The sequence below is a fragment of the Stenomitos frigidus ULC18 genome (assembly GCF_003003795.1).
GTDB lineage: Bacteria > Cyanobacteriota > Cyanobacteriia > Leptolyngbyales > Leptolyngbyaceae > Stenomitos > Stenomitos frigidus_A.
The window spans coordinates 13860-37087 of sequence record NZ_PVWK01000152.1 but is presented as its reverse complement, the minus strand read 5'-3'; the positions used below and the strand labels follow the sequence as shown (position 1 = coordinate 37087).

Here is a 23228-nt window from a genome sequence, read left to right as displayed (position 1 = left end):
TGGCGGTTTACGACAGCCGATGCACGCATCAAACTACAGCGACTTTACCCATCAACTGAAAATTGACAGACCACTAGTGATACTACAAGTTACAGGACGGAAAGACGGTAACGAAATTGAGTCAAAAGATGTTGAGGCATTTCCCCTTACAGATCTCCGTACAATCAATAATTTATGGCTAAATTACAGTAAGCGGCGCTTTGGCTTCAGTACGCAGATGCGAATTTGGGAAGATGCCAGTCAGGATTATGAAGCGTTCGGCGATCGCGTGGGCTGGAGAGAGGGCGATAGCTGGCTCTACTATGCTGAAATAATTTTCGATGTTTCCGCACCCAAAGGACACCTTCCCGTTCCCTTTGCTGGTGCAGACGGACTTGATGGATTTGATGCGACTTATTTTATGATGGCTCTTCTTTCAAGACGAGGTTTATAAAGGGGGCATAACAGGGCACCGCCCACTCACTGCCCACATTCATATTCTCTAAACGCCAAACACTGCAGTTGCCTCCTATCGCATCGATAACCCCGATCGCTGTCATATACATCCCTCTGCACATAGCGATCGAAACTGGAGTATTGCCACTGGTGCAGCATCACAAACACGCTGTAGACTACCATGAAGAAGAATTGGCTTCGCTGCTTGCGGACGTGCGATCGAGCAATACACTCCATGATCAACACTTTCGACGAAATTATTCGCGCCGCCCTCACGTTACCGCCTGACGCGCGCGCCATGCTTGCTGAGCATCTGTTGAGCAGTCTTGATGCTCCAGACCAAGCCATTGTTGATGCTGCCTGGGCAGAGGTTGTTGAACAGCGTCTTCAGGACGTGCAGCAAGGTAACGTTAGCCCCATCCCTGCTGATCAAGTGTTTCAAGAACTACGAAATCGGCACGTTTAGTGGCTTGCGAATTTCACCCAGAGGCAAGACGCGAACTTTTTGATGTCGTTGCTCACTATGACGACATTGATTTGGATTTAGGCAATCGGTTTATCCAGGAGATTGAGCAAACGCTCGATCGGATTGAACAATTTCCGCAAGCATGGGCACCGCTTTCAGCAAATTCTCGCCGTTGTCGTCTGACCAGCTTTCCCTATGGCGTTGTGTATCAAATTGTTCCTCAAGGCATCATGATTCTGGCAGTCATGCATCTGCAACGTAAACCTGACTATTGGAGCGATCGCTCCGTCTGAAACTACTTCTGTGCTAACGCTTACCTCCTTGCTTCGGATGTTGATGTTGAGAAGACTATGACTAATCAGCAAATCCCATACACTGATTCCATCCAGGAATTTTCAACGTTCTGGGATAGCCACGACCTGACTGACTTTGAAGATCAGCTAGAAGAAGTCCCAGAACCTGTCTTTGAGCGCGAAACAGTTGTGCAAATTCGGTTGCAGCCTCAAGAGATTGATGCCGTTAAAGCAGTGGCGAAGTTAAAAGGTATCGATTCCGCCGACCTAATTCGTGAGTGGGTGCTGGAGAAGGTTAAGACAGCTTGATGTCTAGGCGATCGCGCTTCCTCTGTCCTGTTCACATCGACCTGCGATCGCACTGCCATATTAGAAAACAAACTTGTACTTATCCTTCGTCTCTACCTTCTTTCCGTATGAGGTACGCCAAAACCCCATCCAGTCGTTCGGTCATGCCTTTAAGCGGCTCAATGCTTTCAGAGTGCTTGGCAATGAGTCGCTGCGATTCAAAGATGAAGGACTCTAGCCGCTGATCCGTACGGTTTTGGGCTTTGGTTAGTTCCTGCGATTCAAGTATGAAGGACTCTAGCCGTTGATCCGTGCGTTTTTCAGCGTCAGCCAGTTGATCCATTTTTACGGTTAACTGGTCGATTTGAAGCTGACTCCGCTGCTGCATCATCTCCAGCCGATCGAGTCCTCGATATGCTGACTCGGCATAGCGTGCAGCACTTCCCAGCAACTCTTTAACGGTCTCAAATTCGTCTCTTGCAATGTTAGTCATAGCAGTTTCCTGGTCAGGCTTTTAGTTTACTGCGTCAGGGGTCGTTGTCGTAAGGGTTAGACGGTAGCAACTCGCAAGCTGTACCATCATGATCTCCGTCGAGTCCAGAACGATCGTCTGGGTAGGCTTCGAGTGCAATTTGGGCAAGTTCTTGAGATGAGAAATCAGAGCAGTTGTACGTACCACGTTCAGCGCATGTGGGAACGTTGGGCACAATATCCGAGGCGGGAGCCGAAGGTTTAGAGCGCATGACAGCGCCAATCCAGACGGCAATGAGAAACCCAATCACGCCACCAATTTGGGCAACAGGCGGCAAGTCGTTGAATTGCTTTATGGTCGTCGGGTGTTAGACGTACCCGCTTAGTCTTCCCTATTAAGCGATGTTAGTGCTTCATCGCCTGTAGGGTGTGGCACATAGTCAATTAACGTCACCAGATCACCCTTACGTAGTTGATGCTCTGGTAAATCTCGACATAAAGCCACTTGCTGATAGAGTTCAAGATTCACGTCCAGAGTCCTTTCGAGGTTTTCGTATCAGACAGAATCTTCACGATCGCCGAATTCCTAAGGTGTCGCAGTTGGCGACGCATTCAGCGACTTCAGAGCCTCTTGAGCCGATTGCCCGTCGCCCTGAAAGCCAAAATACCAGAGAGCCGCGGCGGCTTCAGCGCGAGTAACCGCTTTCTTCGGCTGAAACAGCGTCGTATAGCCAAACGCACGACGAATATTGGACGAATCGCCGTTCTGAAAATCGGCTAACACTGCTCGTAGCGCTTTAGAGTCAATGCGAGGCGCGTCTTGAAAGCCCCAGGTTTGTTTAACCGCATCCAGACTGGCGGTTGGCAGTGCTTGTCGCGTATCCGCAGGCACTTTCCAAAGCACAAGGTTTTCGCGCGTCAGGGGTGCATCGGGACGAAACGTAACGGTGGTACTGTCGCCCGACAGCGGACTCGGAATAAGCCCGGCCTCCGCTAAGCCCTGAATCGCCGGAAAATCTGGATCATTACGGGGCACATCCTGATAAGTGGGGACAGCGGTATCTGTGCCCAACCGAATCTGTTTAGCAGGTTGGCTGGCATACAACCGATTGTTTGCCGCCACCAACCAGCGTACGTACTCCCGACGGGTAATGACTTTGTTAGGGGCAAACAGGTCGTCCCTGGTCTGATTTCCTTTCACACCATCAGTGGCGGGAGTCAGCACACCCAACTTCGCCAGATCCGACACATATTCCTGGAGTTCTTTCGGCGTTTTGTTGAGGTCAGAGAAGGCGATCGCCACAGGTGTCGTTTGAGGTTGCCCGTTACTCGTATTACCTGAAGTTGCCACCGGATTCACGCTACCGTCCGAACTACCTGACGCACCAACCACCGTGGTGCCCGAAAAATCAGGAATGCTGGCCACGCTAGGCTGGGGCACGATCGCTGGCGATGGAGTTGCCGATGGACTCAACGTCGGTGCAGGTGATTCACTTGCCAACACAGAAGGCTGCGGTTCTGGGGTTGTAGCGATCGCTGGTGTTGCCGACGGCGCAGGAGCGGTACTCGCTTCCAACTTAGGATCAGCCGCCAGGTTTTTCTGCAACGAATCACCCAGCGAACTGTTGGCGCAACTTGCTAACGGCAAAAGCAGACACGCTGCTAAAAGAAATGAAGTCTTTGAAGGTCTAAACGGCAACACAGATCTTAACGGGCAACGGGGCAGGGGTGCAATTTCTACATTAGCGCATTGGAGGGGGGAGGGGAGGGGGGAGTAGGGAGTGGGAGGCGGAGGGGGTGGGGGAGCAGGGGGAGTTTTGAGTTTTGAGTTGAAAGAGAGGTGAGAGGTGAGAGGTGAGAGGTGAGATTAGCCTTTAGCCTTTAGCCTTTAGCTTTAGCCTTTAGCCTCATCCCTGCAAATGCTGATATGCCTCATAAACCGCTTCGAGGAATTGATCGGCGCTTGTGTTGGGCGGAATGGTTTCGAGCCCAATGAGCGTACGGAGTTGTCGTGCGAGATTCAGACTCAGATCATTTCTGGCTCTTTTATCCATCGCGCGTCGGCGTTGCAGGTAGGTACGCACGACGGCAAAGTCATCGGGCAGCAGTTGGTTCAGGTCTGCCATTTTAGGTAAATCGATCGCCAGTTCCTTTGCCTGGTCAGAAATCATCAAGGTGGCTTTGCGATCGCCCCGTTGTTCTTGAATGACTAGCGTTCCAGCAGCCCAATCGCCCAACCGTTTTTCTTGCTTGCCTAACAGGATAAAAAAGACACCGACAAAGCAGAAATCGTCGATCGGTCGCAGTAGCGATCGTAGAGCCGCTTGAGACAGCCCGATCGGTCTGCCATCGTCTCGAATCACGCGAATTTTGGTGAAGCGTTTGCCGGGGGTTTGCCCTTGCCACATCACTTCAAAGAACGTGAAGTAGCCTGCAAAGATGAAAAAGTTGATCAAGAGGGCGATCGCCAGGAGCCAGAGTGGCGCGGAGGCATAGTTAAAGGTGCCTGAGTTGAGATAGCTCAATAGCCCCAGACTGAACATCCCCCAGAGAACCCAGAAGCCAATAAGTATTGCTGCCAGAATGTGATAATCAATCAGCAACGCCAGCGTACGATTGCCGATGCCTGCCAGCGTAAACTCTAGCTCGACACTTTCTGGCGTAGACAGGGAAACGCGATTAAAAAAACGCATGGCGAGGTTAAGCCTGAGTGTCGCTTTGAGGGCCGCGATCGCGCAACTGTAGCCCTAAGCCCTCACGCCGACCGCGCAGATCGTAATAGATGACCGTTTTGATGATTTGCCACAAGGGAAGGACGACGATCGAGAGCACAAAGCTCAGTAGGTAAGTAATCAATAGGGACAGTGCGGTGTAGGTCGGTGAGTCTGGTGTAAATCCAGCTACTCGAATGAGCACATCGACGCCACTAACAACAACCTGCAGCAGCAATTGCAACGGCAGCGTGACAAGGCTCGTAATAAAGAGAATCAGCGCAATCCGCCAGGCGCTACCTTTGGTGAGCGACCACATGCGCCCGATCGTTTGCGTTGCCGTCACCCCAGGTTCCACAGCCAGCGGCAGTTCAAACGACACAAAGCGCGCTGCGAACCAGAGAAAAAAGGCAATAAATAACAGCAAGAACCCCAACGCCAGCAGCACCAGCAGTGCAATGGTACCCCCGTTTGCGGCCAGCGTTTCTGGTGTGGGGTTCTGCAACAGTTGAAAACCACCCAGCCCCGCTAACAGCCCTACAACGACGATCGCCAGCGCCAGGTAAAAGACAATCATCACGCCCATGTAGATCAAGCCCATCAGAAAGGATGCGCTCAGAAAGCTCCAGGTACGCGGCTTGATAAAGCGACGAGCATCTTTGAGTGACTCGGGCTGGTCAGTTAGTTCACCAAACACCAGTCGTGCGATCAGCGCTGAGTTGGCAAGATATTTGGCGAGGACGTAGAAAAACAGGACAATCAGAGCCGGAATGATTAAGCCGAGAGTGGCGTAATAGTTCTGCACGGTCGCGAAAAACAAAACCACGCCGATCGCCGCCACAAACGGCAGCAGCAGCCATAGTGTACCAAAGAGGGCGATCGTCAAATACTGCTTGGCGTTTGCCCCATATAGCCGAAAGCCAGCACTGACGACGTTACCAACACTAAGCGCTTGGGTAGAACTAGAGAAATTAGAGGACGAAGCCATGAGCTACACTTTGGCTAGTTTGAAGGACAGGTGTTGACGCGATTCTAAACCACGTCCGTTGGCTTTCCGGGAAATATCACAGATTATGAACATACAGCGCTGGCTAGCACGACGGCAGCCCAGTTGGAGAGACCTGGATACCTTGCTCAAAAAAGCAGAGAAGCAAGGGTTAAAGGCGCTTGACGCGAACGAAATTCGGCAGCTTGCAAGTCTGTATCGATCGGTCTCCGCCGATCTAGCACGCGCGCGCACCAATCAAGCAGGCGAACTGATCACTCAAGAGTTGCAGTCGCTCGCAACCCGTGGCTACTCCCAAATTTATCAGGGGTCGCGTCGTCAAGAATGGCAGGCGATCGGGGCGTTTTACCGCTGGGGCTTTCCGGCAGTGGTGCAGCAATCGCGCGGCTATGTTGCTCTAGCAACAGGCTTGTTTGTGTTGGCAGGACTGGTCTGCTGGTGGTTGGCATGGCGTGATCCATCCTTTTTGGCTCTCGTCGTACCAGCACGCATGATTGAGCAAGTCCGCGATCGCGGCGAATTATGGACGGGATCGATCGTGGGGATTGAACCCTTTGCCTCCAGCAACATCATGATCAACAACATCAAAGTTTCGTTTGCAGCCGTAGCAGGCGGTATGACAGGCGGACTCTTTACCGCGATCGCGATGCTGTTCAATGGCGTGTTGATCGGCAGCATCGGGGCCTTAGTGGGGCAGAATAACCTTGCAGTCCCGTTCTGGGCTTTCGTGTTTCCCCACGGCGCACTGGAACTACCCGCTATTTTTCTCGCGGGCGGTGCAGGCTTTCTGCTTGCCAGAGCGCTGTTGTTTCCAGGTGTTTATAAGCGATCGGAGGCACTCAAGCTCTACGGCACCCAAGCAACCCAACTGGTCTACGGCATCGTCCCTATGCTGGTGATCGCAGGCATCATTGAAGGCTTCTTCTCACCCAATCCGGCAGTGCCTGACGTAATCAAATACGCGACGGGGATTGGACTGTTTACGGCGCTGGTTTGGTATTTGGGGCGGAAGAAAGGAGAGGAGTGAGGGGAGGAGGAAAGTCTAAAGGATGAGGGCTAAAGGATGAAGGAGTTTTAAGTTGTTGGTTGTTGGTTGTTGGTTATTAGAACGCAGAGGGGAGGCGGGGGAGGCGGGAGAAGGAGAGGAAGCAACTCAAAACGTTCATCCCTCATCTTTTAGCTTTCATCCTTCATCCTTCATCCCTACCGCTGCCCCGTCACAATATACGCCACACGCTTACCGATATTCGTCGCGTGGTCTGCCATGCGCTCCATGTGGCGGATGACGAGGATCATGAGCACGATCGGTTCGACAATGCCGGGAACATCGCGTTGGTAGGCCAAGAGTTCGTAGAGCGTTTCGTAATCGAGATCGACGGCATCGTCTTTGATCTTAATTTCCAGCCCCGATTCGGCATCCAGGTCAGAAAGGGCAGCTAAACTCATTGCCAGCATAGCGCGACAGCGATCGCACATCATCTGCACCCGTCCCATATACACTGGCGGCGGATAGGGAAACAGACGAATGGCAATTTCGCCCAGGTCTTCAGCGTAGTCACCAATGCGCTCCAGGTCGCGGACAAGCTGCATCATGGCGCTGAGGAGGCGTAAATCTTGAGCAACGGGAGCCTGAAGCGCAATGAGGCTTACACAATCTTGTTCAATCTGGCGATAAAGTATGTCGATTTGTTTATCTTGAATTGCAATTTTGGCCGGGGCATCTAAATCGCGATCGAACAATGCCTGTCGCGCCATCCAGAAAGATTTTTCTACCAATGCACCCATCCGCAAAACGTCACGCTGAATGCGCTTTGTTTGGCGGTCAAAATTAGTGCGGATGAGTCTTGGGCTTTCCAATAGAGTAGTACTCGCGTATCAAAATCTACCAGCCCAGCCTGAAACAGTTTGAGACTGTTCGCAGTAGTACCTAATAGACAAGTATAGTTGTCAAGTCTATATCAGGTGAGGAATCTTGGCAGTCGGCTGCAAGACATGTGCCTCTGAGAGCCAACCGACTGGAGCTAGTGAGTACATTACTAAAGATTCACAAGCGTCTATGTTATGGGTATAAAGGCGTTATGGGGATAGAGGCATTTCTGTGATCCTGACTGCACCCAAACAGGCTGCTGCGTCTCCCGCAAGTCGCGTAACATCATGACTGACGCCCGATCGTCGATCGTCCTCTTCAACTTCTACTGTATCAATGCCTGAATCACCTGATCTGCATCCGCTCTTTGTCCAACTGCAAACCCGTTATCCCACCAGTGGGTTGTTGACCGAGCTGGTGCAAATTCACGCCGATCGCTTTGTTGTACGGGCGATCGTGTCGCTAGGCAGTATGACACTGGCAACCAGTTTGGCAGCGGCTACCACCGTTGAACACGCAGAGGATCAGGCACGACTGCGCGTTTTGGCGCTGATCGGCATTCGTCCCGGGGCACTTTCTGATCTGCCCGCCGTGTCTGATCTGTCGAAGATGCCCTTCCCCAGCTACGGCACGCAGCCGCAGCCAACGATGCAGCCCATTGCAGAAGCGCTGCATGATGTGGTGTCGCCAACTGTACTCGATCGCGTTGGGCGTGAGTCTGTAATGCCAAAAACGGGGATGAGTGCTGCGATCGCGCCTCTGTCACCAGTATCTTTACCGACGCAGTCCTTTGAGCCACCTGCCCTGACGAAAGCAGCCTTGCCGTTGATCGTCTATCCCTCTGATGTCGCGCTCGATCCGAGCGATGCCCCCGACTATGACGATGAAACGTTTGAACCGGAGCCGTTTGAGCCGGAATCGTTTGAACCGCAGTCCTTTGAATTTGACCCAGAACCATCTGAACCGCAGTCTTTTGAGCCAGAACCATCTGCTATAGAGAAAACACCCCCCAGTCTAGATACGCCCGCTGCCACAGCCACAGAATCGCAAAGCCCTAAAAGCAAGCCCCGCAAACCCAGTACGGGCAAAGAAACACCCGCTGTAGAAGCTCCCAGTGGTACATCCAGAGATTTATCGTCGCTGATTTCGCAGATTGGTGTGGAAATCGATCGCATTGGCTGGAGCAAGCGGCAAGGTAGCACTTATTTGCAAAAGACCTACGGCAAGAAAACCCGCAGCGAACTCACCGACGATGAGCTGGAAGACTTTTTGACCTACTTGAATACTCAGCCTTCGGCGGGTGAGGAGAGGGGTGAGGAGTGAGGGATATAAGGATGAAGGCTAAAGGATAAAGGATGAAAGTTTTGAGTTCAGCCTTCAGCCCTGATTGGCCGACAAAAATCCTGAAAAGCTGATCGTTTCATTGCTCACCCGCCCGTGCTTCAATAACCGGGCTAACCGAAACCCGTTGAAACGAGTTGAAAACCCTTTGCAGCCCTCTTCAGAGGACTTCGTTCTATTAGCCCGCTTTTAGTGCAGGGTGGTGCAGGCGATCACTGAAAGATGTGTCAGTTGACCAGTCCGTCAGCCTTTAGCCTCTAACCTTCAGCCTTTCCCCCACTCCCCACTCCAATAGGCCTTCTTTAAACCGAACTTAAGAGCCGCTTAAACGTAGCAACGTAAGGTAGCAGAAAGTACGTTTAGCGAGACTACTGTCCGTACAGTGCGTCCTGTCTTGGCGTTGCTAGACGGACTCGTTCGCGTGCTTTGAATTTGACTGTCTTGAAGAGACCGATTAAAGAGAGCCACTGAGGATCATTGCATGGACAGACGGACGTTTCTAAAGTATTCGCTGGCGACTGGTGTTGTGGTTTGGGCCGGTAGTGAAATTCCTCACTTAGTGGGGATGGATGCGTGGGAAGTCAGCAAACTGTTTGCCGTTGAGCCTGCTAATGCAGCGACGACTCTGTTTCCTCAAAGCGTGGCGTCTGGAGATCCCCGATCGCGCGGTATTACATTGTGGACACGCATCGCACCGCAGCAAACGCGCTCAGTCAAAGTAGCGTTTGAGGTGTCTGAAGATGCTGGGTTTAGCGCGATCGCAACCTTGCGCGGTGTGGCTAAAACTAATCAGTCCAAAGACTACACGGTCAAAATCAGCCTGGAGAATAAAGAACTCAAACCTCAGACAACGTACTACTACCGTTTCATCTACGACGGTACCGCAAGTCAAACGGGTCGCTTCAAAACGCTGCCAGCCGCTAATGCTGATGTTGAGAAAGTGCGTTTCGCCTACATCAACTGTCAGGACTACACCAACGGCTATTACAACGCTTATCGGTTTCTAGCGGCAGAAGACCTTGACTTCATCGTCTTCCTGGGTGATTACATCTATGAAACGGTGGGTGATACCAGCTTTCAGCGCGGCATTCGCCCGATCGCCCTACCGAGTGGTCAGCCCTCCGCTTCGACCCTTGCCGATTACCGCTTTCTCTATCAGACCTATAACAGCGATCCAGATCTGCAGAGCATTCGCGAAAAGTTTGCGTTTATCACCATTTGGGACGACCACGAATTTGCTAATGATTGCTTCAAGGTGAATGCACCCGACCAGGTGCCCTTCCGTAAGCCCGACCTGCGTCAGACAGCCACAAAAGCGTGGGCAGAGCATACACCCACGAGCGTACCGTTTGACGAAGGTGAAAAACCACTGCAGGCGATTCAGATTTACCGATCGTTCAAAATTGGCAAGCTGTTGGAGTTGGTGATGACGGATGAGCGGCTCTATCGCAACGGCCCACCCTGCGACGACTTGGCAGCCCAAAACCAGACCTATCTTTCCAGCAAGCGCACCATCGTACCTGATTGTGCTGGACGCAACGATCCCGATCGCACGATGCTGGGGCGAAAGCAGCGTGAATGGTTTCTGAAGCAAATCACCCAATCACCTCGTACCTGGAAGATTTGGGGCAACGAAGTGACGACGATGCAGTTGAAAGTGTTGTCGGCCTTTGCTACCCAGCTTTTAGGGTCGCCAACCCCTGACTTGTTCATCACGTTGGATCAATGGGATGGCTACCCAGTTGAGCGATCGCTGCTCTTCAAAACCATCAGCGAGGCTGGGGTTAAAAACTTTGTGACGATCACGGGTGACCTGCACACGTTCATCGCAGGCTACCAGAAAGTGAACTTTGACAATCCCACCGATCCGCCTGTGGGGGTTGAGTTTGTCGTCGGTTCAACGACATCCTCCAACTTTGCCGAACAAAGCACAACCAGCACTCCCGGTACACCTTCAGTGCCGATCGACATCCTGACGCAAGTGCTCCGGGGCAGCAATCCACATATCCAATACTTCAACTCCGCAACCCACGGCTATAACGTGATCGAAGTAACACCCGAAGCCCTCACCTGTACGCTCAAGGTCGTCAGCGATATCCTCCAACCAGGCGGCACCCTCTCAACGCTCAAGACGTTCCGCGTACCGCGTGATCAGGTGGTGTTGCAGGAGGTTTAAGGCGTGGGGAGAAGGCAGAAGTCAGGAGGAGTTGTTGGTTGTTGGTTGTTAGAAAAGCTAAAGGCTGACGGCTAAAAGCAAGAGAACCTGATCGCTAATAGCCAAAATCAAAACTCAAAACTTCCCCATCCCCAAGGTTAGGATGATAGCGGTTCTTGCCAATATCACGCGGTTCCTTTGATGATTCCCTCCCGTCGCGTTTATCAACTGTTGCTATTCGGTACGGCGATCGGGCTAGGGGTTGCCACGATCGGCTCGGATGTCATTAACCCGCAATTTCTGGGTCTGGCGATCGTCCTGACGTTGGGATTTGATGTGGCTGTCTTAGTAGCAGCAGTCCTGGATGGGCGGCGGGTTCAGACGCATCGGGTGGTTGTGGAGCGCGATCGCCCGGAGCGTCTTTCGATTGGGCGCGATAATCCGGTACAGCTAACCGTGAAAACGGGCTATCAGTCTGCCGTTCTGCAAATTCGGGACTTTTATCCACCAGCCTTCTCAGCAAACCCCCAACCGCTGAGACTGTCCTTACCCGCTCACAGCCGTGAAACACTGACGTATCAAGTCTTTCCATCCAAGCGGGGAGAGTACGTTTGGGGAGACATTCAGGTGCGTCAGTTGGGTGCCTGGGGGCTGGCGTGGCACGACTGGAAAGTACCTAAGCGAGATACTGTAGCGGTCTATCCTGACCTGATGGGTCTGCGATCGCTCTCCATTCGCTTGACGCTGCAAACGAGCGGCAATATTCGGCGTGCGCGTCGTCAAGGCATGGGCACCGAATTTTCGGAACTGCGCGAATACGCCACAGGGGATGATCCTCGCCTGATTGACTGGAAGGCTACAGCTCGTCGCAGTCGGGTGCTGGTGCGAGTGTTGGAGCCAGAGCAAGAACAAACATTGCTTGTCCTGCTCGATCGTGGACGGCTGATGACGGCTCAGGTAAACGGCTTGGCACGCTTTGATTGGGGTTTGAATGCGGCACTATCATTGGCACTGGCGGGACTCAACCGGGGCGATCGCGTAGGCATTGGGGTCTTCGATCGCCAGATGCATACCTGGATTCCACCCGAACGGGGTCAAACCCAGCTGCCAAAGCTAGTTGAGCGACTAACGCCCATTTACCCTGAGCTTTTAGAACCAGACTATATGAGCGCCGTAACAACTGTCGCTACCCGCCAAACGCGCCGTGCGCTGGTCGTACTTATTACTGAAGTGATTGACTCGACCGCTTCGATCGAACTGCTGGCTGCAATGGGGCGGCTTGCCCCACGCCATTTGCCCTTCTGCGTCACCCTGCGCGATCCCCAGGTCGACCAACAAGCATACACCCTCACTGCTGATGTTCCTACTACCTATGCCCGTGCAGTTGCCTTAGATTTGCTGGCACAACGTCAGCTTGCCCTGGCCAAACTCAAACAAAGAGGAGTGCTTGTGCTCGATGCGCCCGCTGATCAGATCAGTGACCAGTTGGTCGAGCGTTACCTGCAACTAAAGGCTCGTAGTCAACTGTAAAAGCATTAGAACCATTTAAATTAAATACCCCCCAACTCAGTGAAGAGCCGGGGGGGCTTAAATATAGAGTTGCTGATAGAGTTACTGGTAACTTGCCTTGAAACTATTCCACTCTAAGCGATGCCTTTGTGCGTTGGGTTAATTTCCCATCAAGAAAGAATGAATAATTGATAAAGCATAAGCATTCGCCAACTGTCATCAGTCCTGAGAAAGAGCTGTATCTAGAAACCGGGCTGCTCAACGAGCCACATGTTCACGATTGAGCAGTGGCAGAAACCCGGTTTCTCTATCGCTTTGATTACTCAGGCTCTACTACCGTCAAGCACAGCGTTCTGAGTTCATTGGGCATCGCGTAACGACATTGAGTTGATCCTTCCGAGAAAAATTCGTTGCATTGGCGATCTTTACCGCAGACGTAGTGACTGTATAATTGGCTCGTCCTTTGCAAAAGTTAACCTCGGTCAGGGCTGTGTAAACTGCTTTTAAGCTTAGGGTGCTTTTATTCAGGGCTTTTTACAGAGTGTTCCAAAAAGCTTTTACTACCAATGCCGCAACGAACGTCGCCCCCAAAAGACACTCCAATGCTCGGTCTGGCAATGCTTTTAGCCCTGCTGACGGCATCTAAGCCTTTAGTATCGGTGCTGACGCTTGACCCAGTGCTGGCGCAAACGCCAACGCCTTCCTTCTCACAACCACCTGTTGTTCCGAGTGGTTCTACGGTTAGGGTGGATGGCTCCAGCAGCATGGCAACCATTAACCAGGCGCTGAAGAAAACCTACGAAGAGAAATATGCAGGCACGAGCGTTACCCTGTCTGAGGAAGGCAGCGATGCGGCACTAAAAGCACTGTTAGATGGAACGGTTGATATAGCAGCGATCGGTCGTCCACTCACGGCACAGGAAAAGCAAAAAGGACTGGTTGCCACTCCGATCGCGCGGCACAAGATTGCCATCATCGTGAGTCCCAATAACTCCTTCACTGGGAACATCACGTTTGAGCAGTTTGCCAAGATTTTCCGAGGCGAAATTAAGGATTGGTCGGAGTTGGGTGAGACTTCAGGTCGTATTCGGTTTGTCGATCGCCCCACCTTTAGCGATACCCGTCAAGCATTCCGTCCCTATCCTGTGTTTCAGAAAGCGCCCTTCAAAGCAGGTGCGAATATCAAACAAACCGCCAAAGACAGCACAGACGAGGTTATCCAGGCTTTAGGACCGGATGGCATTGGATATGCAATTGCCGACCAGGTGTTCGATCGCAAAGACGTTCGCATCATTTCGATGCATAGAACTCTGCCTGATGACCCACGCTACCCCTTCTCTCAACCCCTGGCATACGTCTACAAAGGCACTCCAAGCCCTGCTGTTCTGGCCTTTTTGGGCGTTGCCACAGCACCTGCCAGCAAAGCCATCATCGAAGCAGCACGAGAAACGGGTACACAAGCAGCGGCTGCTAGCCCAGTTCCTGTCAGTCCATCTGTCTCGCCTAGTCCAGCGGCGAGTCCCACAGTCACATCGGACGCTGCTGTTGCGCCCCCTGGAGCCAGTAGCACTGATGCACAGGGAGGCTTCCCCTGGTGGTTGCTACTGCTACCGTTGATTGGCATACCACTGTGGCTCTGGCTGAAGGGTCGACGTGCTGGGGTAGAGCCAACCGTACCGCCAGCCGTGACGACATCGCCCGATCGCCGTCCTACGCCACCTGTTGCACCACCGGTACCGGATGTTCCAGCAACGGGGACACTGCCGACTGCCGGATTAGCTGGTGCCAGATTAGCTGGTGCCGGTGCGGCTGGACTAGCCGGCGCGGCTGGCTTGGCTGGTGCTGCCACACTAGGAGATCACGAAGAGGCCGCAGCCTCGATCGACGGTGTCGCAATCGAACCACCGGATGTCCCTGCTGTCGATGTCCCTGCCCCTGCTGTCAATCTACCGGAAGCCGGTGGACTTCCGGGTGGTGCAGCGCTGGCCGGTGGCGTACTGGCAGCTGGTGCTGGCGCTGCGGCACTCGCTGGCATGGCAGTTGGCGGTACAACCGATCGCAGCAAAATCACGCTAACTGCATACCCCGATCTACAAGCGCATGCTGAGTGGGAGACACCTGACGCGCATAAAGCAGAACTGCGGCACCAGGGCGGACGTGACCTAAAGCTTCGGCTCTACGATGTTACTGGTCTCAATCTAGCGGAGCAGCGCCCTCAGAGTTTTCAGGCGTTTTCTGTTGCAGAAGATGCAGTAGAGCATACGTCAGCCATTCGACTCGATCGCGACTACATGGCTGAAATTGGCTATGTGACTGAAGATCACTACTGGCTGGCACTGGCACGCTCTAACTCGATTCGCATCCCGTCAACCGATGTTGCTGGTGGCGTTGATGGTGCTGCCGCCATTGGAGGCGCAGCGCTGGCAGCGGGAGCGGGATTAGCAGCCTTAGGAGTGCTCGGCAACAAAGCTCAGACTGACGTTGAAGCCGCTAAGTATAACGTCGGTCAAACCGACCTCAGCAGTGAGTCATTGGCTTCAGTAGACGAGGGGCTACCTGATTTGCCAGAGGGCTATGGTGAAAGCCGCATCGTCCTCATGCCTCGCGATCCACAATGGGGCTATACCTACTGGGATGCACCTCAAGAACACAAAGAGGAGCTACGGCAACAGGGTGGACAACGCTTTGCCTTGCGGCTTTATGATGTCACTGATGTGGATCTCAACCATGAAAGTGCTCACAGTTTGCAGCAGTTTGACTGTGACGAGTTGGCGCGTGATTGGTATGTGCCCATTCCTGTGAGCGATCGCGATTACATTGCCGAAATTGGTTATCTCACGGGCGATGGTCGCTGGCTACTGCTAGCGCGATCGAATCCGGTTCGCATTCCACCGATCTATCCCTCCGACTGGTTTGAAGACCACTTTGCCTCGGTCGCCTGGGATGACGATCTGCGAGGCTTAACTCTACTGGATCTAATCTCTCCTGAGAAGCGGACTGCTGCCGTCAGCCCCCTCGACGATCAGGTCTTTGGTCTGGCGCAAGCCACCGAATCGCTGAGACTCGCAGGTTCTCTCTTCGGCTCTATGCAGCATGTCGCGGGTTCCATGCAGCAGATCCCGCAGCAGACAGTCAGCTCGTACGTCTTCCCATCGGGCGTTGGTGCATGGGCTGTACCGGGTGTCCCAACGGTCTCTGGTTTAACGATGTCAGGGATTGGTATGTCGGGGATTGGGTTTGGCGCGTCCATGCCACCCCTTCGGGCACGTAAGTTTTGGCTCATTGCCGATGCTGAACTCATTGTTTACGGTGCGACGGAGCCGGATGCCACCGTAACGATCGATGGTCGTCCCATTCAGCTCAACCCCGATGGCACCTTCCGGTTCCAAATGTCCTTCCAGGATGGTGTGCTCAATTTCCCCATTATTGCCGTGGCTGCCGATGGTGAGCAAACGCGTTCCATCCACATGCGGTTTGACCGCGAAACGCCTCACCGCAACACCAATACCAAAGGTGAAGCCGTAGACGAATTGTTTTAGATCGTATGGTTTTAACAATGTGAGCAATGCATAACAAGCTCCAGTCTGTGTGTTTTACTTGAACAAGTAGCCATTGGTATTTGTTACGTTTCAGTGTGATGCGTAACACCAGCTAGGGCAAATTAATCTTGGAGCGCACAATGGCGAACGCGGTTGGAATGGTTGAGGTACTGGGGCTTCCCCCTGCCTTATCAGTAGCAGATACGATGTGTAAAGCAGCGAACGTGACGCTTGTCGGAACGGAAAAAGTCAGTGGTGCTCGTTACACAGTCATTGTTCGAGGTGATGTTTCTGAAGTCAACATGTCAGTGGAGGCGGGTGTGGAGGCGGCAAAACGAATGATTGGAGACAAACCGCTCTATCTTTCCTCTCACGTGATTGCCCGACCCAGCGAAAACTTGGAATACGTGCTGAAGTCGATGAAACCAAACGCCAAACTCGCACAATATCTTGCAACGGTCGACAACCCACCGCTGGTCAGTTAAAGGATCTCAAAACTGGCTGAGTGCTTGTTCAATGTGGTGCTGATAAAACAGTATGCTGTTTGGTCAGCAGTCAAGCTTGCACTCATCGCTGATGCTTAGCTCTTAGACCCCATGTTGCTTAAACCATGCCTGAAGTCGCCGCCAACCATCTTTAGCATCCGCTTCACGGTAAGACGGGCGATAGTCGGCAAAAAAGGCGTGCGGTGCATTAGGGTACACAACAATTTCGGATTTGCTGCTGCTGGACTTTAGGCGATCGCGCATCTGCTCCACACTATCCAGCGCAATCCCTGTATCCTTGCCGCCATACAGCCCAAGGACAGGGACTTTTAGGGTCGAGGCAATGTCGATCGGATTTTTGGGCATGAGTGGCATACCATCGCCGACCAATCGCCCGTACCACGCTACGCTCGCTTTCACATTGGGATTGTGAGCCGCGTAGAGCCAGACGATGCGTCCGCCCCAGCAAAAGCCTGTTGTCGTTAATTTCGCTGCATTGCCCTTCGAGGCTTTCACTGCCCAGGCGGCGGCAGCATCCAGATCAGACAGCACCTGAGCATCTGGCACTTTGGCAACAACGGGGCGAATCTCATCAATGCTACTCAGTTTCGAGACATCACCCTGCCGTTTGAATAGGTCAGGCGCGATCGCGACATATCCCAACCGGGCAAAGCGGCGACAAACATCTTCAATATGGGCATGAACCCCAAAAATTTCGTGGATGACTAGCACGATCGGAAAGGTTCCACCCGTCGCAGGCATTGCTCTGTAAGCAGAAAGCTCGCCATCCTTAGCAGGAATCTTGACCGCACCAGCAATGAGTCCTTCAGCACCAGTCATGATGGCGCTAGACGCGATCGGTTGGACTGCGAGTGCAAAACCACTGGCAAAGGCAGCTGTAATCACAAACCGGCGACGTGTAAGATCTGGCATGATGTACTGTTTGAACAAAAACACTTCGGTCTCAGTGTGTCAAAAAAAATCTCTAGTGAAATCATCCTTCTGATGCAGTCAGTCTCTGAAGGAGCTTTCCAAGCTGGGTACGGGCACGTTTTGCCAGCGTCCTGTGATCTAGCCGTTAAGCTTGTGGTCAAACCTGCCCCTACAGGGCTTTTGTTTACTAGCAAGCTCCTAAACTGGTGAACTTGTCTTAGAGGGCAGAAGATTCAAGGCTGATAGCTGACAGCTGACAATCAAATCGTAACGTTATGCAACGCTCTAGAGCCAGATATGGTCGCACACTTGACGCGATCGCGTGCATTCTGCATTCTAGTGAGATTAGCCCCCCCTCTGGAGTCATCAGTATGAGTGAACACGAGCAAGGACTGCGCCTGTTTGGCAAAACCATTCCACTCTACCTTCAGATTTTAGCTGCACTCGTGCTGGCAGTCGGGCTAGGAGTTTTGCTGGGTGCTGGCAACCCCAGTCCTCAAAATGCCGAACTTGCCAAAGATCTGGCAATTCCTTGTAGTTTGGTACTCAAAGCACTGCGGGCACTCGCGACGCCACTCATTTTACTGGCAGTGCTGCACTCCTTTCTGACAACCGACATTCCTGGTCGCTCTGGTCGCCGTTTAGCCCTGATCTTGCTCGGCAATACGACAGTTGCAATTTTGATTGGTCTCTTTGTGGCAAATGTCTTGCGTCCCGGCACCTGGGAAAAAATTAGTTTTGCTGGGGACGCACAAGGCATGACCAAGCAGTTTGACCCCTGGGGATTGGTCGAAAGCAGTGTGCCGGAAGCGGTGCTGAAACCGCTAACCGACAACAATGTGATTCAGTTGATCGTGGTCGCGCTGTCGTTTGGCATTGTCTTGCGGGCTTTGAAGTCAGAGCAGGTGGCGGCGGGTAGAAGCGATTACCGTCCGATTGAGCAATTCATCACCATTATGTTTGAAGCGGTGATTCGCATTCTGACGTGGGTGATTATGCTGGTGCCGATCGCCGTTTTTGGCATCGTTGCAAGCACCGTTACCCTCAAGGGCTTTGCACCCTTCAAAGCGTTGGCAGCATTCATCATCGCTGTTTTACTGGCGCTGTTTCTGCAAGGGTGTTACTACCTTTTGCGTGTTCGCCTCGGCTCCTGGGTCAAACCAAGGCTCTTTTTGGCGGGTGCTTCTGATGCGTTGACCACTGCCTTTTCAACCGCGTCCTCAACGGCAACCATGCCCATTACCTTTCGAGGCTTGATCGATAAAGTGGGCTTGCGAGAGTCATCGGCATCGCTGGGCGCATTGGTAGGTAGTAACTTCAATAATGACGGTACGGCTTTGTATGAAGCGATGTCAGCCCTTTTTATCGCGCAAATATTAGGGTTAAATCTGAACCTGGAGCAGCAGTTGATCGTGGTTTTAACGTCCATTTTTGCGTCTGTGGGGGCGGCTGGCATTCCTGAAGCGGGACTGGTCACGATGACGCTGGTGTTTACCGCTGTCGGCTTGCCGACGCAATACATCGCGCTGCTGATTACGGTAGATTGGTTTCTCGATCGCTGCCGCACGTGCATCAACGTCATGGGCGACATGACCGTAAGCTGCTTGCTCGATGGTAAGGAGCCTAAGCTGGCAATGGAACCCGCTCTAGAAGAAGCCTTCGTGTCTGAAGTTGACTAGCCAGCTGGGAGCCCATCGCTTTTGAAATTTGAAACAGTCGTTTAGGTGATTTCCGAGAAAAAAGGTGCCACTTGGTAGGGGGCAGGTTTTGCCAGCATCTTGCCTCTAGCCGATCGCTTGGGTGTCAGACCTCCTCCCACGTGGTTTTTGTTTGCTCGAAATCTCTTTAGTATCGGTGCGTCCATTTACGGCTGCAAAACCTATTAGATAAGTCGATCGCTTTAACCCTACCTGAGCAAAGAGAGTATGGAAACGACTGAAGATACAGCGTCACTAAAGCGAGTGTTTGGCTTACCCACGCTCGTTATTTACGGTGTTGGCGATATTCTTGGGGCTGGTATTTATGCCGTTGTGGGCAAAATCGCCGGACTCTCTGGGGCGTTCGTTTGGGCTTCTTTTTTAGTAGCGATGTCCGTCGCAGCGCTGACCGCTCTCAGCTATGCCGAACTGGGTAGCCGCTTTCCGCTGAGTGGTGGGGTGGCGTGCTTTGTGCATCGAGCCTTTCGTACCGAGTGGCTCTCGGTCGTTGTCGGTTGGCTCATGTTTTGCACCTGTCTTGTTTCAATGGCAACCCTTTCCAAAGCGTTTGCGGGGTACTTGACCACATTTGCTCCCATTTTTCCAGCCTGGTTGGTTGTCCTGGCGCTGTTTGGTGGTCTCGCCTTGATCAACTTTCGCGGCATGCAGGAATCGTCTAGCCTCAACATTTTTTGTACGACGCTTGAAGTCTCTGGTCTCCTGATCGTGATTTTGGTGTCAGCCCTCTTTGTCAGCGGTGGCGCAGCCAGCAATGCCGCTGTGGCGGTTCCTGTAGTCAGTGGACAAACACTGGGTTGGGTTGCCATTTTCCAAGGAGCCGCCCTTGCCTTTTACGCCTTCATTGGGTTTGAAGACATTGTGAACGTGGCGGAAGAGGTGAAAGACCCTGAACGCAATGTACCCAGAGCGATTTTGTTGTCACTCAGCATTGCTGGAGTGATCTACATCCTGGTTGCCTGGCTGGCGACTCAGGTCTTGAGTCCTGCAGAACTGTCTGCGTCTGGTGCACCGCTGTTGGATGTAGTGCTTCGGGCACAGCCCAATTTTCCAGGCGTCGTGTTTACCTTCATCGCGCTGTTTGCGGTGCTCAACACTGCTTTACTGAACTTCATTACGGCTTCGCGCTTGCTCTTTGGCATGTCGCGCGATGGGTTGCTGCCCGCCTGGTTTAGCAAACTACACGCGACACGCGCCACACCCTACCGCACGATCGTCGTGATTCTGCCGATCGCCATCTTCCTGGCGCTGTCAGGCACCCTACAATTTTTGGCGGGCACTACTGCGACGCTCATTCTCGCCATGTTCTGTTTGGTGAATCTGTCACTGCTCATCATCAAACGTCGAGAAGCGGAGACTGAAGGGTTTCGAGTGCCTGCGATCGTTCCATTACTAGCGCTCGGTTCCAACGTGGTACTCATTGCCTTTGCGTCTAGAGAAAGCCACCTTTTAGCCACCGCCTTTACTGGTCTGGGCTTCCTCCTGGTTCTGATGCGAAATGCTTTGATGAAACAGAAGGCCACCTAGCTACAGTGGCTCGCTGGAACGCATTAATGACAGTGATGGATGAGGGCTTGAGCGATCGCGGTCGTATGTGCATCAACGGCTTGGGCGACATAGCGATTAGCTGACTGCTGGTCGGTAAGCAACCGGAACGAGAGGCAGAACCCGATCTCAAGAATGTCCTGGTGATGGAGAGAAAGTGGTGAATCAGGAAGCATTGGCACTCAATCTACTGTTGACGTAAACCACTATTTTTGAAGGGCTTGCTCATGGATCGTCGATCGTTTCTATCGTGGGTCGGGGTCGGTTGGATTGCCAGTTGTCTGCCTGTGGCGATCGTGGCTTGTTCTTCTGATCAATCCAGCTCTATTCCGACTCAGGAGAGCCCCTCTAGTTCTAGCTCAGGCGCTGCAGGCAACGTACAGGTTGGCTTGGTGAGCGATCTAGATAAATCTGGGCAACTGTTAAACGGAAAGACCCCGATCGGGCAAGTCTTGGTGGCTCGAGACCCTGCTGATCCCAAAGCTCTGATTGCCGTCAACCCTAAATGTACTCATGCCGGTTGTACCGTTGCCTGGAACTCTGAGCAAAAGGCGTTTGTTTGCCCCTGTCACGCTGCTAAATTTGGATCTGATGGCAACGTGCAATCGGGTCCGGCTGCCCGCCCATTGCCCACGTATCAAGCCAGTATTCAAGGCGACTCGGTGGTGATCAAACAGAGTTAGGACTAAAGAGATTTCGAGCAAACAAAAGATCCGTAGGGGCAAGTTTGGCACCCAAGCAATGGTCTGGAGGCAAAGACGCTGGCAAAACCTGCCTCCTACCAAGCGGTATCTTTTTTTCAGGAATCACTTAAAGACTCAATGGGTCAGCAGCAAGAGAGGGGGCGTTGAGTCATGTTGTAAGACCAAGGAGGATTTCGTTGGTGCATTGCAATACGTCTTCTCTTCTGGGGCTTTAGCGACAACAGTTATCACAGTGTCCACAGCGCAAGTTAGTTGCCTCTAGCGCAAACCCAAACGCACCGAGCAAAAAGCGCCAACGACAGTCTTTTGTCTTGAGGTAGTCGGTCATCTGTTTGGCGGCATGGGTATTCGTTTGTCCAGCAGGCTGATCGTTTCCAGGTTTCATCACGTAGTGGAACGGATCTGACCATTCGAGTTGTCCGGTACTGTTCAAAAGCGAAAGGGCGATCGCGCCTTCCTTAAATTCCCTGCTGACGCTGACAACGTTTCCTTGAGGTGGCAATTTGTGGCTGAGTGCTTGAGCTGATCGCTGCTGCTTTTGCGCCTGTTCCACAAAAAACTGTCGGCGCTGCTTGTCGTCTGGGTCGAGAAACCCCGTTGTCTCGCTAATTAACGTGAGGGCAGTGGCAGGTTTGCCATCCCGCCCCGCGCGTCCAACTTCTTGCACATACTCCGATAGCAGCAGTGGGGCGTGGAAATGTACGACCCAACGACAATTTGGCTTGTCTATCCCCATGCCAAACGCACAGGTGCAAACGACGAACTGCGTTGAGCCACCCAACCAGGCTTTTTCAATCTGCCGCCGCTCATCGGGGCTCAAGCCTGCATGATATGCCGCTGTCTGAAAACCCTGCTGCAAGAGCCATTCTGCCAACGTTTCACCATCTCGACGAGTGCGGACGTAGACCAATCCCGTTTGTCCTGGTCTTGCCTGAATGAACTTGAGCAGCTGCTGCCGTCGTTGCCTCGGCGTCCAGACCACCTGCACATTGAGGTGCAAGTTAGCGCGATAGGGATTGAGCCGAAAGCTCTCTGGCTGCTGAAGTCGCAGCACCTGCTGAATCGTTTTCTGTGCGTCGGGATTAGCGGTTGCGGTAAAGGCCGCGATCGCCATCTTCGTCCCCTCTGGCTTCGACTGCAAGAGCGCTGGACGCACCATACCCAAGCGGTAATACGCTGGGCGAAACGTATCGCCCCACTGGACTAGGCAATGAGCCTCATCCAAAATCAGCCCGTTAATCTTTAACTCTGGCTGACACAAACGCTCCCACACAGGCTCACTCAGCAGCGTTTCAGGCGAAAGGTAGAGCAACCGCAAGCTTTGATTTTCCAATGCCCAGAGCGTTTGTTTGCGCTGTTGTTTGGGCACTTCACTATGCAGCAACGCAGCAGGCAGTCGACGCTGGCGAAGCTCCTGCACCTGATTTTCCATCAACGCCACCAGGGGCGAAACGACGATCGTCAATCCCGTTTGCATCAAGGCGGGAAGCTGAAAGCAAATGGATTTGCCCCCACCTGTCGGCATAATGATGAGTGCATCCCGTTGCTCTAACAGGCACTGGACGATTTCTCCCTGTGGCGATCGAAACTCTGAGTAGCCCCAAATGTGTTGCAACTGTGCGCGAATGGTTTCACGCGAAGACGAGGCAGCCTGATGATTCATGCCAGGGTTTCCTGATAGCAAAACGTGGTCGATCGCGTTGTCAGCGTGCCCATTTTTGCCATGCTGATTGCTATCTATCGCCATCAGGCAATCCATCAGGCA

24 protein-coding genes are annotated in these 23228 nt (G+C 52.8%); 13 read left to right on the top strand and 11 right to left on the bottom strand.

The features are described from left to right. A partial coding sequence (locus tag C7B82_RS28235) for a GUN4 domain-containing protein (RefSeq protein ID WP_219904744.1) occupies nt 1–433 on the top strand: 433 nt, incomplete at its 5' end. Nucleotides 434–459: 26 nt separating this feature from the next. On the opposite strand, the gene C7B82_RS31715 is transcribed toward C7B82_RS28235, so the two are convergent. Then, nucleotides 460–672, bottom strand: a complete 213-nt coding sequence (locus C7B82_RS31715; protein WP_146141295.1) for a hypothetical protein — start codon at nt 670–672, stop codon at nt 460–462. On the opposite strand from C7B82_RS31715, the gene C7B82_RS28230 reads away from it, so the two are divergent. From C7B82_RS28230 to C7B82_RS28220, 3 genes are read left to right on the top strand one after another with little or no spacing between them, the layout of a single operon-like run. After that, on the top strand, nt 671–901 hold the full coding sequence (locus C7B82_RS28230; protein WP_106260347.1) for an addiction module protein: 231 nt from the start codon (nt 671–673) through the stop codon (nt 899–901). The two genes, C7B82_RS31715 and C7B82_RS28230, sit on opposite strands and share 2 nt — an antisense overlap. Continuing rightward, the gene (locus tag C7B82_RS28225) at nt 901–1194 is read left to right on the top strand and encodes a type II toxin-antitoxin system RelE/ParE family toxin (protein WP_106260345.1); all 294 of its coding nucleotides are present in this window, start codon (nt 901–903) and stop codon (nt 1192–1194) included. Before C7B82_RS28230 ends, C7B82_RS28225 begins: the two co-directional genes overlap by 1 nt. A gap of 57 nt (nt 1195–1251) precedes the next feature. Further along, entirely contained in the window at nt 1252–1503 is a 252-nt protein-coding gene (locus C7B82_RS28220) for a CopG family antitoxin (protein ID WP_106260343.1), read from the top strand. A 79-nt stretch (nt 1504–1582) separates the two neighbouring features. Here the strand turns inward: C7B82_RS28220 and C7B82_RS28215 are convergent, their stop codons facing one another. The 6 genes from C7B82_RS28215 to C7B82_RS28190 all read right to left on the bottom strand — a co-directional run bounded on the left by C7B82_RS28215 (nt 1583) and on the right by C7B82_RS28190 (nt 5652). After that, the gene (locus C7B82_RS28215) at nt 1583–1975 is read right to left on the bottom strand and encodes a hypothetical protein (protein WP_106260341.1); all 393 of its coding nucleotides are present in this window, start codon (nt 1973–1975) and stop codon (nt 1583–1585) included. Nucleotides 1976–2009: 34 nt separating this feature from the next. After that, on the bottom strand, nt 2010–2291 hold the full coding sequence (locus C7B82_RS28210; protein WP_245940137.1) for an excalibur calcium-binding domain-containing protein: 282 nt from the start codon (nt 2289–2291) through the stop codon (nt 2010–2012). Between the two features lie 44 nt (nt 2292–2335). Next, nucleotides 2336–2482 carry a DUF4926 domain-containing protein gene (locus tag C7B82_RS28205; RefSeq protein WP_219904743.1) on the bottom strand — a complete coding sequence of 49 codons (147 nt, stop codon included), beginning with the start codon at nt 2480–2482 and terminating at the stop codon, nt 2336–2338. A gap of 57 nt (nt 2483–2539) precedes the next feature. Then, nucleotides 2540–3601 (bottom strand): S-layer homology domain-containing protein, encoded by a 1062-nt coding sequence (locus C7B82_RS28200; protein ID WP_245940136.1) that lies wholly within the window; start codon nt 3599–3601, stop codon nt 2540–2542. A 259-nt stretch (nt 3602–3860) separates the two neighbouring features. Further along, entirely contained in the window at nt 3861–4646 is a 786-nt protein-coding gene (locus C7B82_RS28195) for an RDD family protein (protein WP_106260337.1), read from the bottom strand. A 7-nt stretch (nt 4647–4653) separates the two neighbouring features. Further along, a complete protein-coding gene (locus C7B82_RS28190; protein ID WP_106260335.1) occupies nt 4654–5652 on the bottom strand; it encodes a DUF975 domain-containing protein in 999 nt (332 codons plus the stop codon). Between the two features lie 85 nt (nt 5653–5737). On the opposite strand from C7B82_RS28190, the gene C7B82_RS28185 reads away from it, so the two are divergent. Beyond that, nucleotides 5738–6697, top strand: a complete 960-nt coding sequence (locus C7B82_RS28185) for a stage II sporulation protein M (RefSeq protein WP_106260333.1) — start codon at nt 5738–5740, stop codon at nt 6695–6697. A 176-nt stretch (nt 6698–6873) separates the two neighbouring features. Here C7B82_RS28185 and phoU read toward each other — a convergent pair whose 3' ends face one another. Further along, a complete protein-coding gene (gene phoU / locus C7B82_RS28180; RefSeq protein ID WP_106260331.1) occupies nt 6874–7527 on the bottom strand; it encodes a phosphate signaling complex protein PhoU in 654 nt (217 codons plus the stop codon). Nucleotides 7528–7873: 346 nt separating this feature from the next. Here phoU and C7B82_RS28175 point away from each other — a divergent pair, with 346 nt between their 5' ends. From C7B82_RS28175 to C7B82_RS28145, 5 genes are all read left to right on the top strand, one after another. Beyond that, entirely contained in the window at nt 7874–8860 is a 987-nt protein-coding gene (locus C7B82_RS28175; RefSeq protein ID WP_106260330.1) for a hypothetical protein, read from the top strand. A 499-nt stretch (nt 8861–9359) separates the two neighbouring features. Further along, a complete protein-coding gene (locus C7B82_RS28170; protein ID WP_106260328.1) occupies nt 9360–11054 on the top strand; it encodes an alkaline phosphatase D family protein in 1695 nt (564 codons plus the stop codon). 180 nt (nt 11055–11234) lie between these two features. After that, complete coding sequence (locus C7B82_RS28165; protein WP_106260326.1) at nt 11235–12563, top strand: DUF58 domain-containing protein; 1329 nt, start codon at nt 11235–11237, stop codon at nt 12561–12563. A 545-nt stretch (nt 12564–13108) separates the two neighbouring features. Then, nucleotides 13109–16081: a DUF4912 domain-containing protein gene (locus tag C7B82_RS35325; protein ID WP_181357738.1), complete on the top strand. Its 2973-nt coding sequence runs from the start codon at nt 13109–13111 to the stop codon at nt 16079–16081. A 140-nt stretch (nt 16082–16221) separates the two neighbouring features. Further along, the gene (locus tag C7B82_RS28145) at nt 16222–16566 is read left to right on the top strand and encodes a carbon dioxide-concentrating mechanism protein CcmK (RefSeq protein WP_106260325.1); all 345 of its coding nucleotides are present in this window, start codon (nt 16222–16224) and stop codon (nt 16564–16566) included. Between the two features lie 102 nt (nt 16567–16668). On the opposite strand, the gene C7B82_RS28140 is transcribed toward C7B82_RS28145, so the two are convergent. Continuing rightward, nucleotides 16669–17499 carry a dienelactone hydrolase family protein gene (locus C7B82_RS28140; protein ID WP_106260355.1) on the bottom strand — a complete coding sequence of 277 codons (831 nt, stop codon included), beginning with the start codon at nt 17497–17499 and terminating at the stop codon, nt 16669–16671. Nucleotides 17500–17774: 275 nt separating this feature from the next. Here C7B82_RS28140 and C7B82_RS28135 point away from each other — a divergent pair, with 275 nt between their 5' ends. After that, nucleotides 17775–19178, top strand: a complete 1404-nt coding sequence (locus tag C7B82_RS28135) for a dicarboxylate/amino acid:cation symporter (RefSeq protein WP_219904741.1) — start codon at nt 17775–17777, stop codon at nt 19176–19178. Nucleotides 19179–19424: 246 nt separating this feature from the next. After that, nucleotides 19425–20741 carry an APC family permease gene (locus C7B82_RS28130; RefSeq protein ID WP_106260322.1) on the top strand — a complete coding sequence of 439 codons (1317 nt, stop codon included), beginning with the start codon at nt 19425–19427 and terminating at the stop codon, nt 20739–20741. A 23-nt stretch (nt 20742–20764) separates the two neighbouring features. Here C7B82_RS28130 and C7B82_RS32790 read toward each other — a convergent pair whose 3' ends face one another. Beyond that, nucleotides 20765–20935, bottom strand: a complete 171-nt coding sequence (locus tag C7B82_RS32790; RefSeq protein ID WP_181357737.1) for a hypothetical protein — start codon at nt 20933–20935, stop codon at nt 20765–20767. A gap of 51 nt (nt 20936–20986) precedes the next feature. Between C7B82_RS32790 and C7B82_RS28125 the strand changes: the two genes are divergently transcribed. Next, nucleotides 20987–21442, top strand: coding sequence for a QcrA and Rieske domain-containing protein (locus C7B82_RS28125; RefSeq protein ID WP_106260320.1), 456 nt, complete (start codon nt 20987–20989; stop codon nt 21440–21442). 232 nt (nt 21443–21674) lie between these two features. On the opposite strand, the gene C7B82_RS28120 is transcribed toward C7B82_RS28125, so the two are convergent. Further along, nucleotides 21675–23210 (bottom strand): RecQ family ATP-dependent DNA helicase, encoded by a 1536-nt coding sequence (locus C7B82_RS28120; RefSeq protein WP_339375137.1) that lies wholly within the window; start codon nt 23208–23210, stop codon nt 21675–21677. Between the last annotated feature and the right edge of the window lie 18 nt (nt 23211–23228).

Coding starts and splice junctions, on each gene's coding strand:
- C7B82_RS28140 (WP_106260355.1), bottom strand. CDS start 17,499: ATGCCAGATCTTACACGTCGCCGGTTTGTGATTACAGCTGCCTTTGCC.
- C7B82_RS28170 (WP_106260328.1), top strand. CDS start 9,360: ATGGACAGACGGACGTTTCTAAAGTATTCGCTGGCGACTGGTGTTGTG.
- C7B82_RS28185 (WP_106260333.1), top strand. CDS start 5,738: ATGAACATACAGCGCTGGCTAGCACGACGGCAGCCCAGTTGGAGAGAC.
- C7B82_RS28135 (WP_219904741.1), top strand. CDS start 17,775: ATGCAACGCTCTAGAGCCAGATATGGTCGCACACTTGACGCGATCGCG.
- C7B82_RS28220 (WP_106260343.1), top strand. CDS start 1,252: ATGACTAATCAGCAAATCCCATACACTGATTCCATCCAGGAATTTTCA.
- C7B82_RS28165 (WP_106260326.1), top strand. CDS start 11,235: ATGATTCCCTCCCGTCGCGTTTATCAACTGTTGCTATTCGGTACGGCG.
- C7B82_RS32790 (WP_181357737.1), bottom strand. CDS start 20,935: ATGCTTCCTGATTCACCACTTTCTCTCCATCACCAGGACATTCTTGAG.
- C7B82_RS35325 (WP_181357738.1), top strand. CDS start 13,109: ATGCCGCAACGAACGTCGCCCCCAAAAGACACTCCAATGCTCGGTCTG.
- C7B82_RS28190 (WP_106260335.1), bottom strand. CDS start 5,652: ATGGCTTCGTCCTCTAATTTCTCTAGTTCTACCCAAGCGCTTAGTGTT.
- C7B82_RS28230 (WP_106260347.1), top strand. CDS start 671: ATGATCAACACTTTCGACGAAATTATTCGCGCCGCCCTCACGTTACCG.
- C7B82_RS28120 (WP_339375137.1), bottom strand. CDS start 23,210: ATGGCGATAGATAGCAATCAGCATGGCAAAAATGGGCACGCTGACAAC.
- C7B82_RS28195 (WP_106260337.1), bottom strand. CDS start 4,646: ATGCGTTTTTTTAATCGCGTTTCCCTGTCTACGCCAGAAAGTGTCGAG.
- C7B82_RS28125 (WP_106260320.1), top strand. CDS start 20,987: ATGGATCGTCGATCGTTTCTATCGTGGGTCGGGGTCGGTTGGATTGCC.
- C7B82_RS31715 (WP_146141295.1), bottom strand. CDS start 672: ATGGAGTGTATTGCTCGATCGCACGTCCGCAAGCAGCGAAGCCAATTC.
- C7B82_RS28175 (WP_106260330.1), top strand. CDS start 7,874: ATGCCTGAATCACCTGATCTGCATCCGCTCTTTGTCCAACTGCAAACC.
- C7B82_RS28130 (WP_106260322.1), top strand. CDS start 19,425: ATGGAAACGACTGAAGATACAGCGTCACTAAAGCGAGTGTTTGGCTTA.
- C7B82_RS28215 (WP_106260341.1), bottom strand. CDS start 1,975: ATGACTAACATTGCAAGAGACGAATTTGAGACCGTTAAAGAGTTGCTG.
- C7B82_RS28145 (WP_106260325.1), top strand. CDS start 16,222: ATGGCGAACGCGGTTGGAATGGTTGAGGTACTGGGGCTTCCCCCTGCC.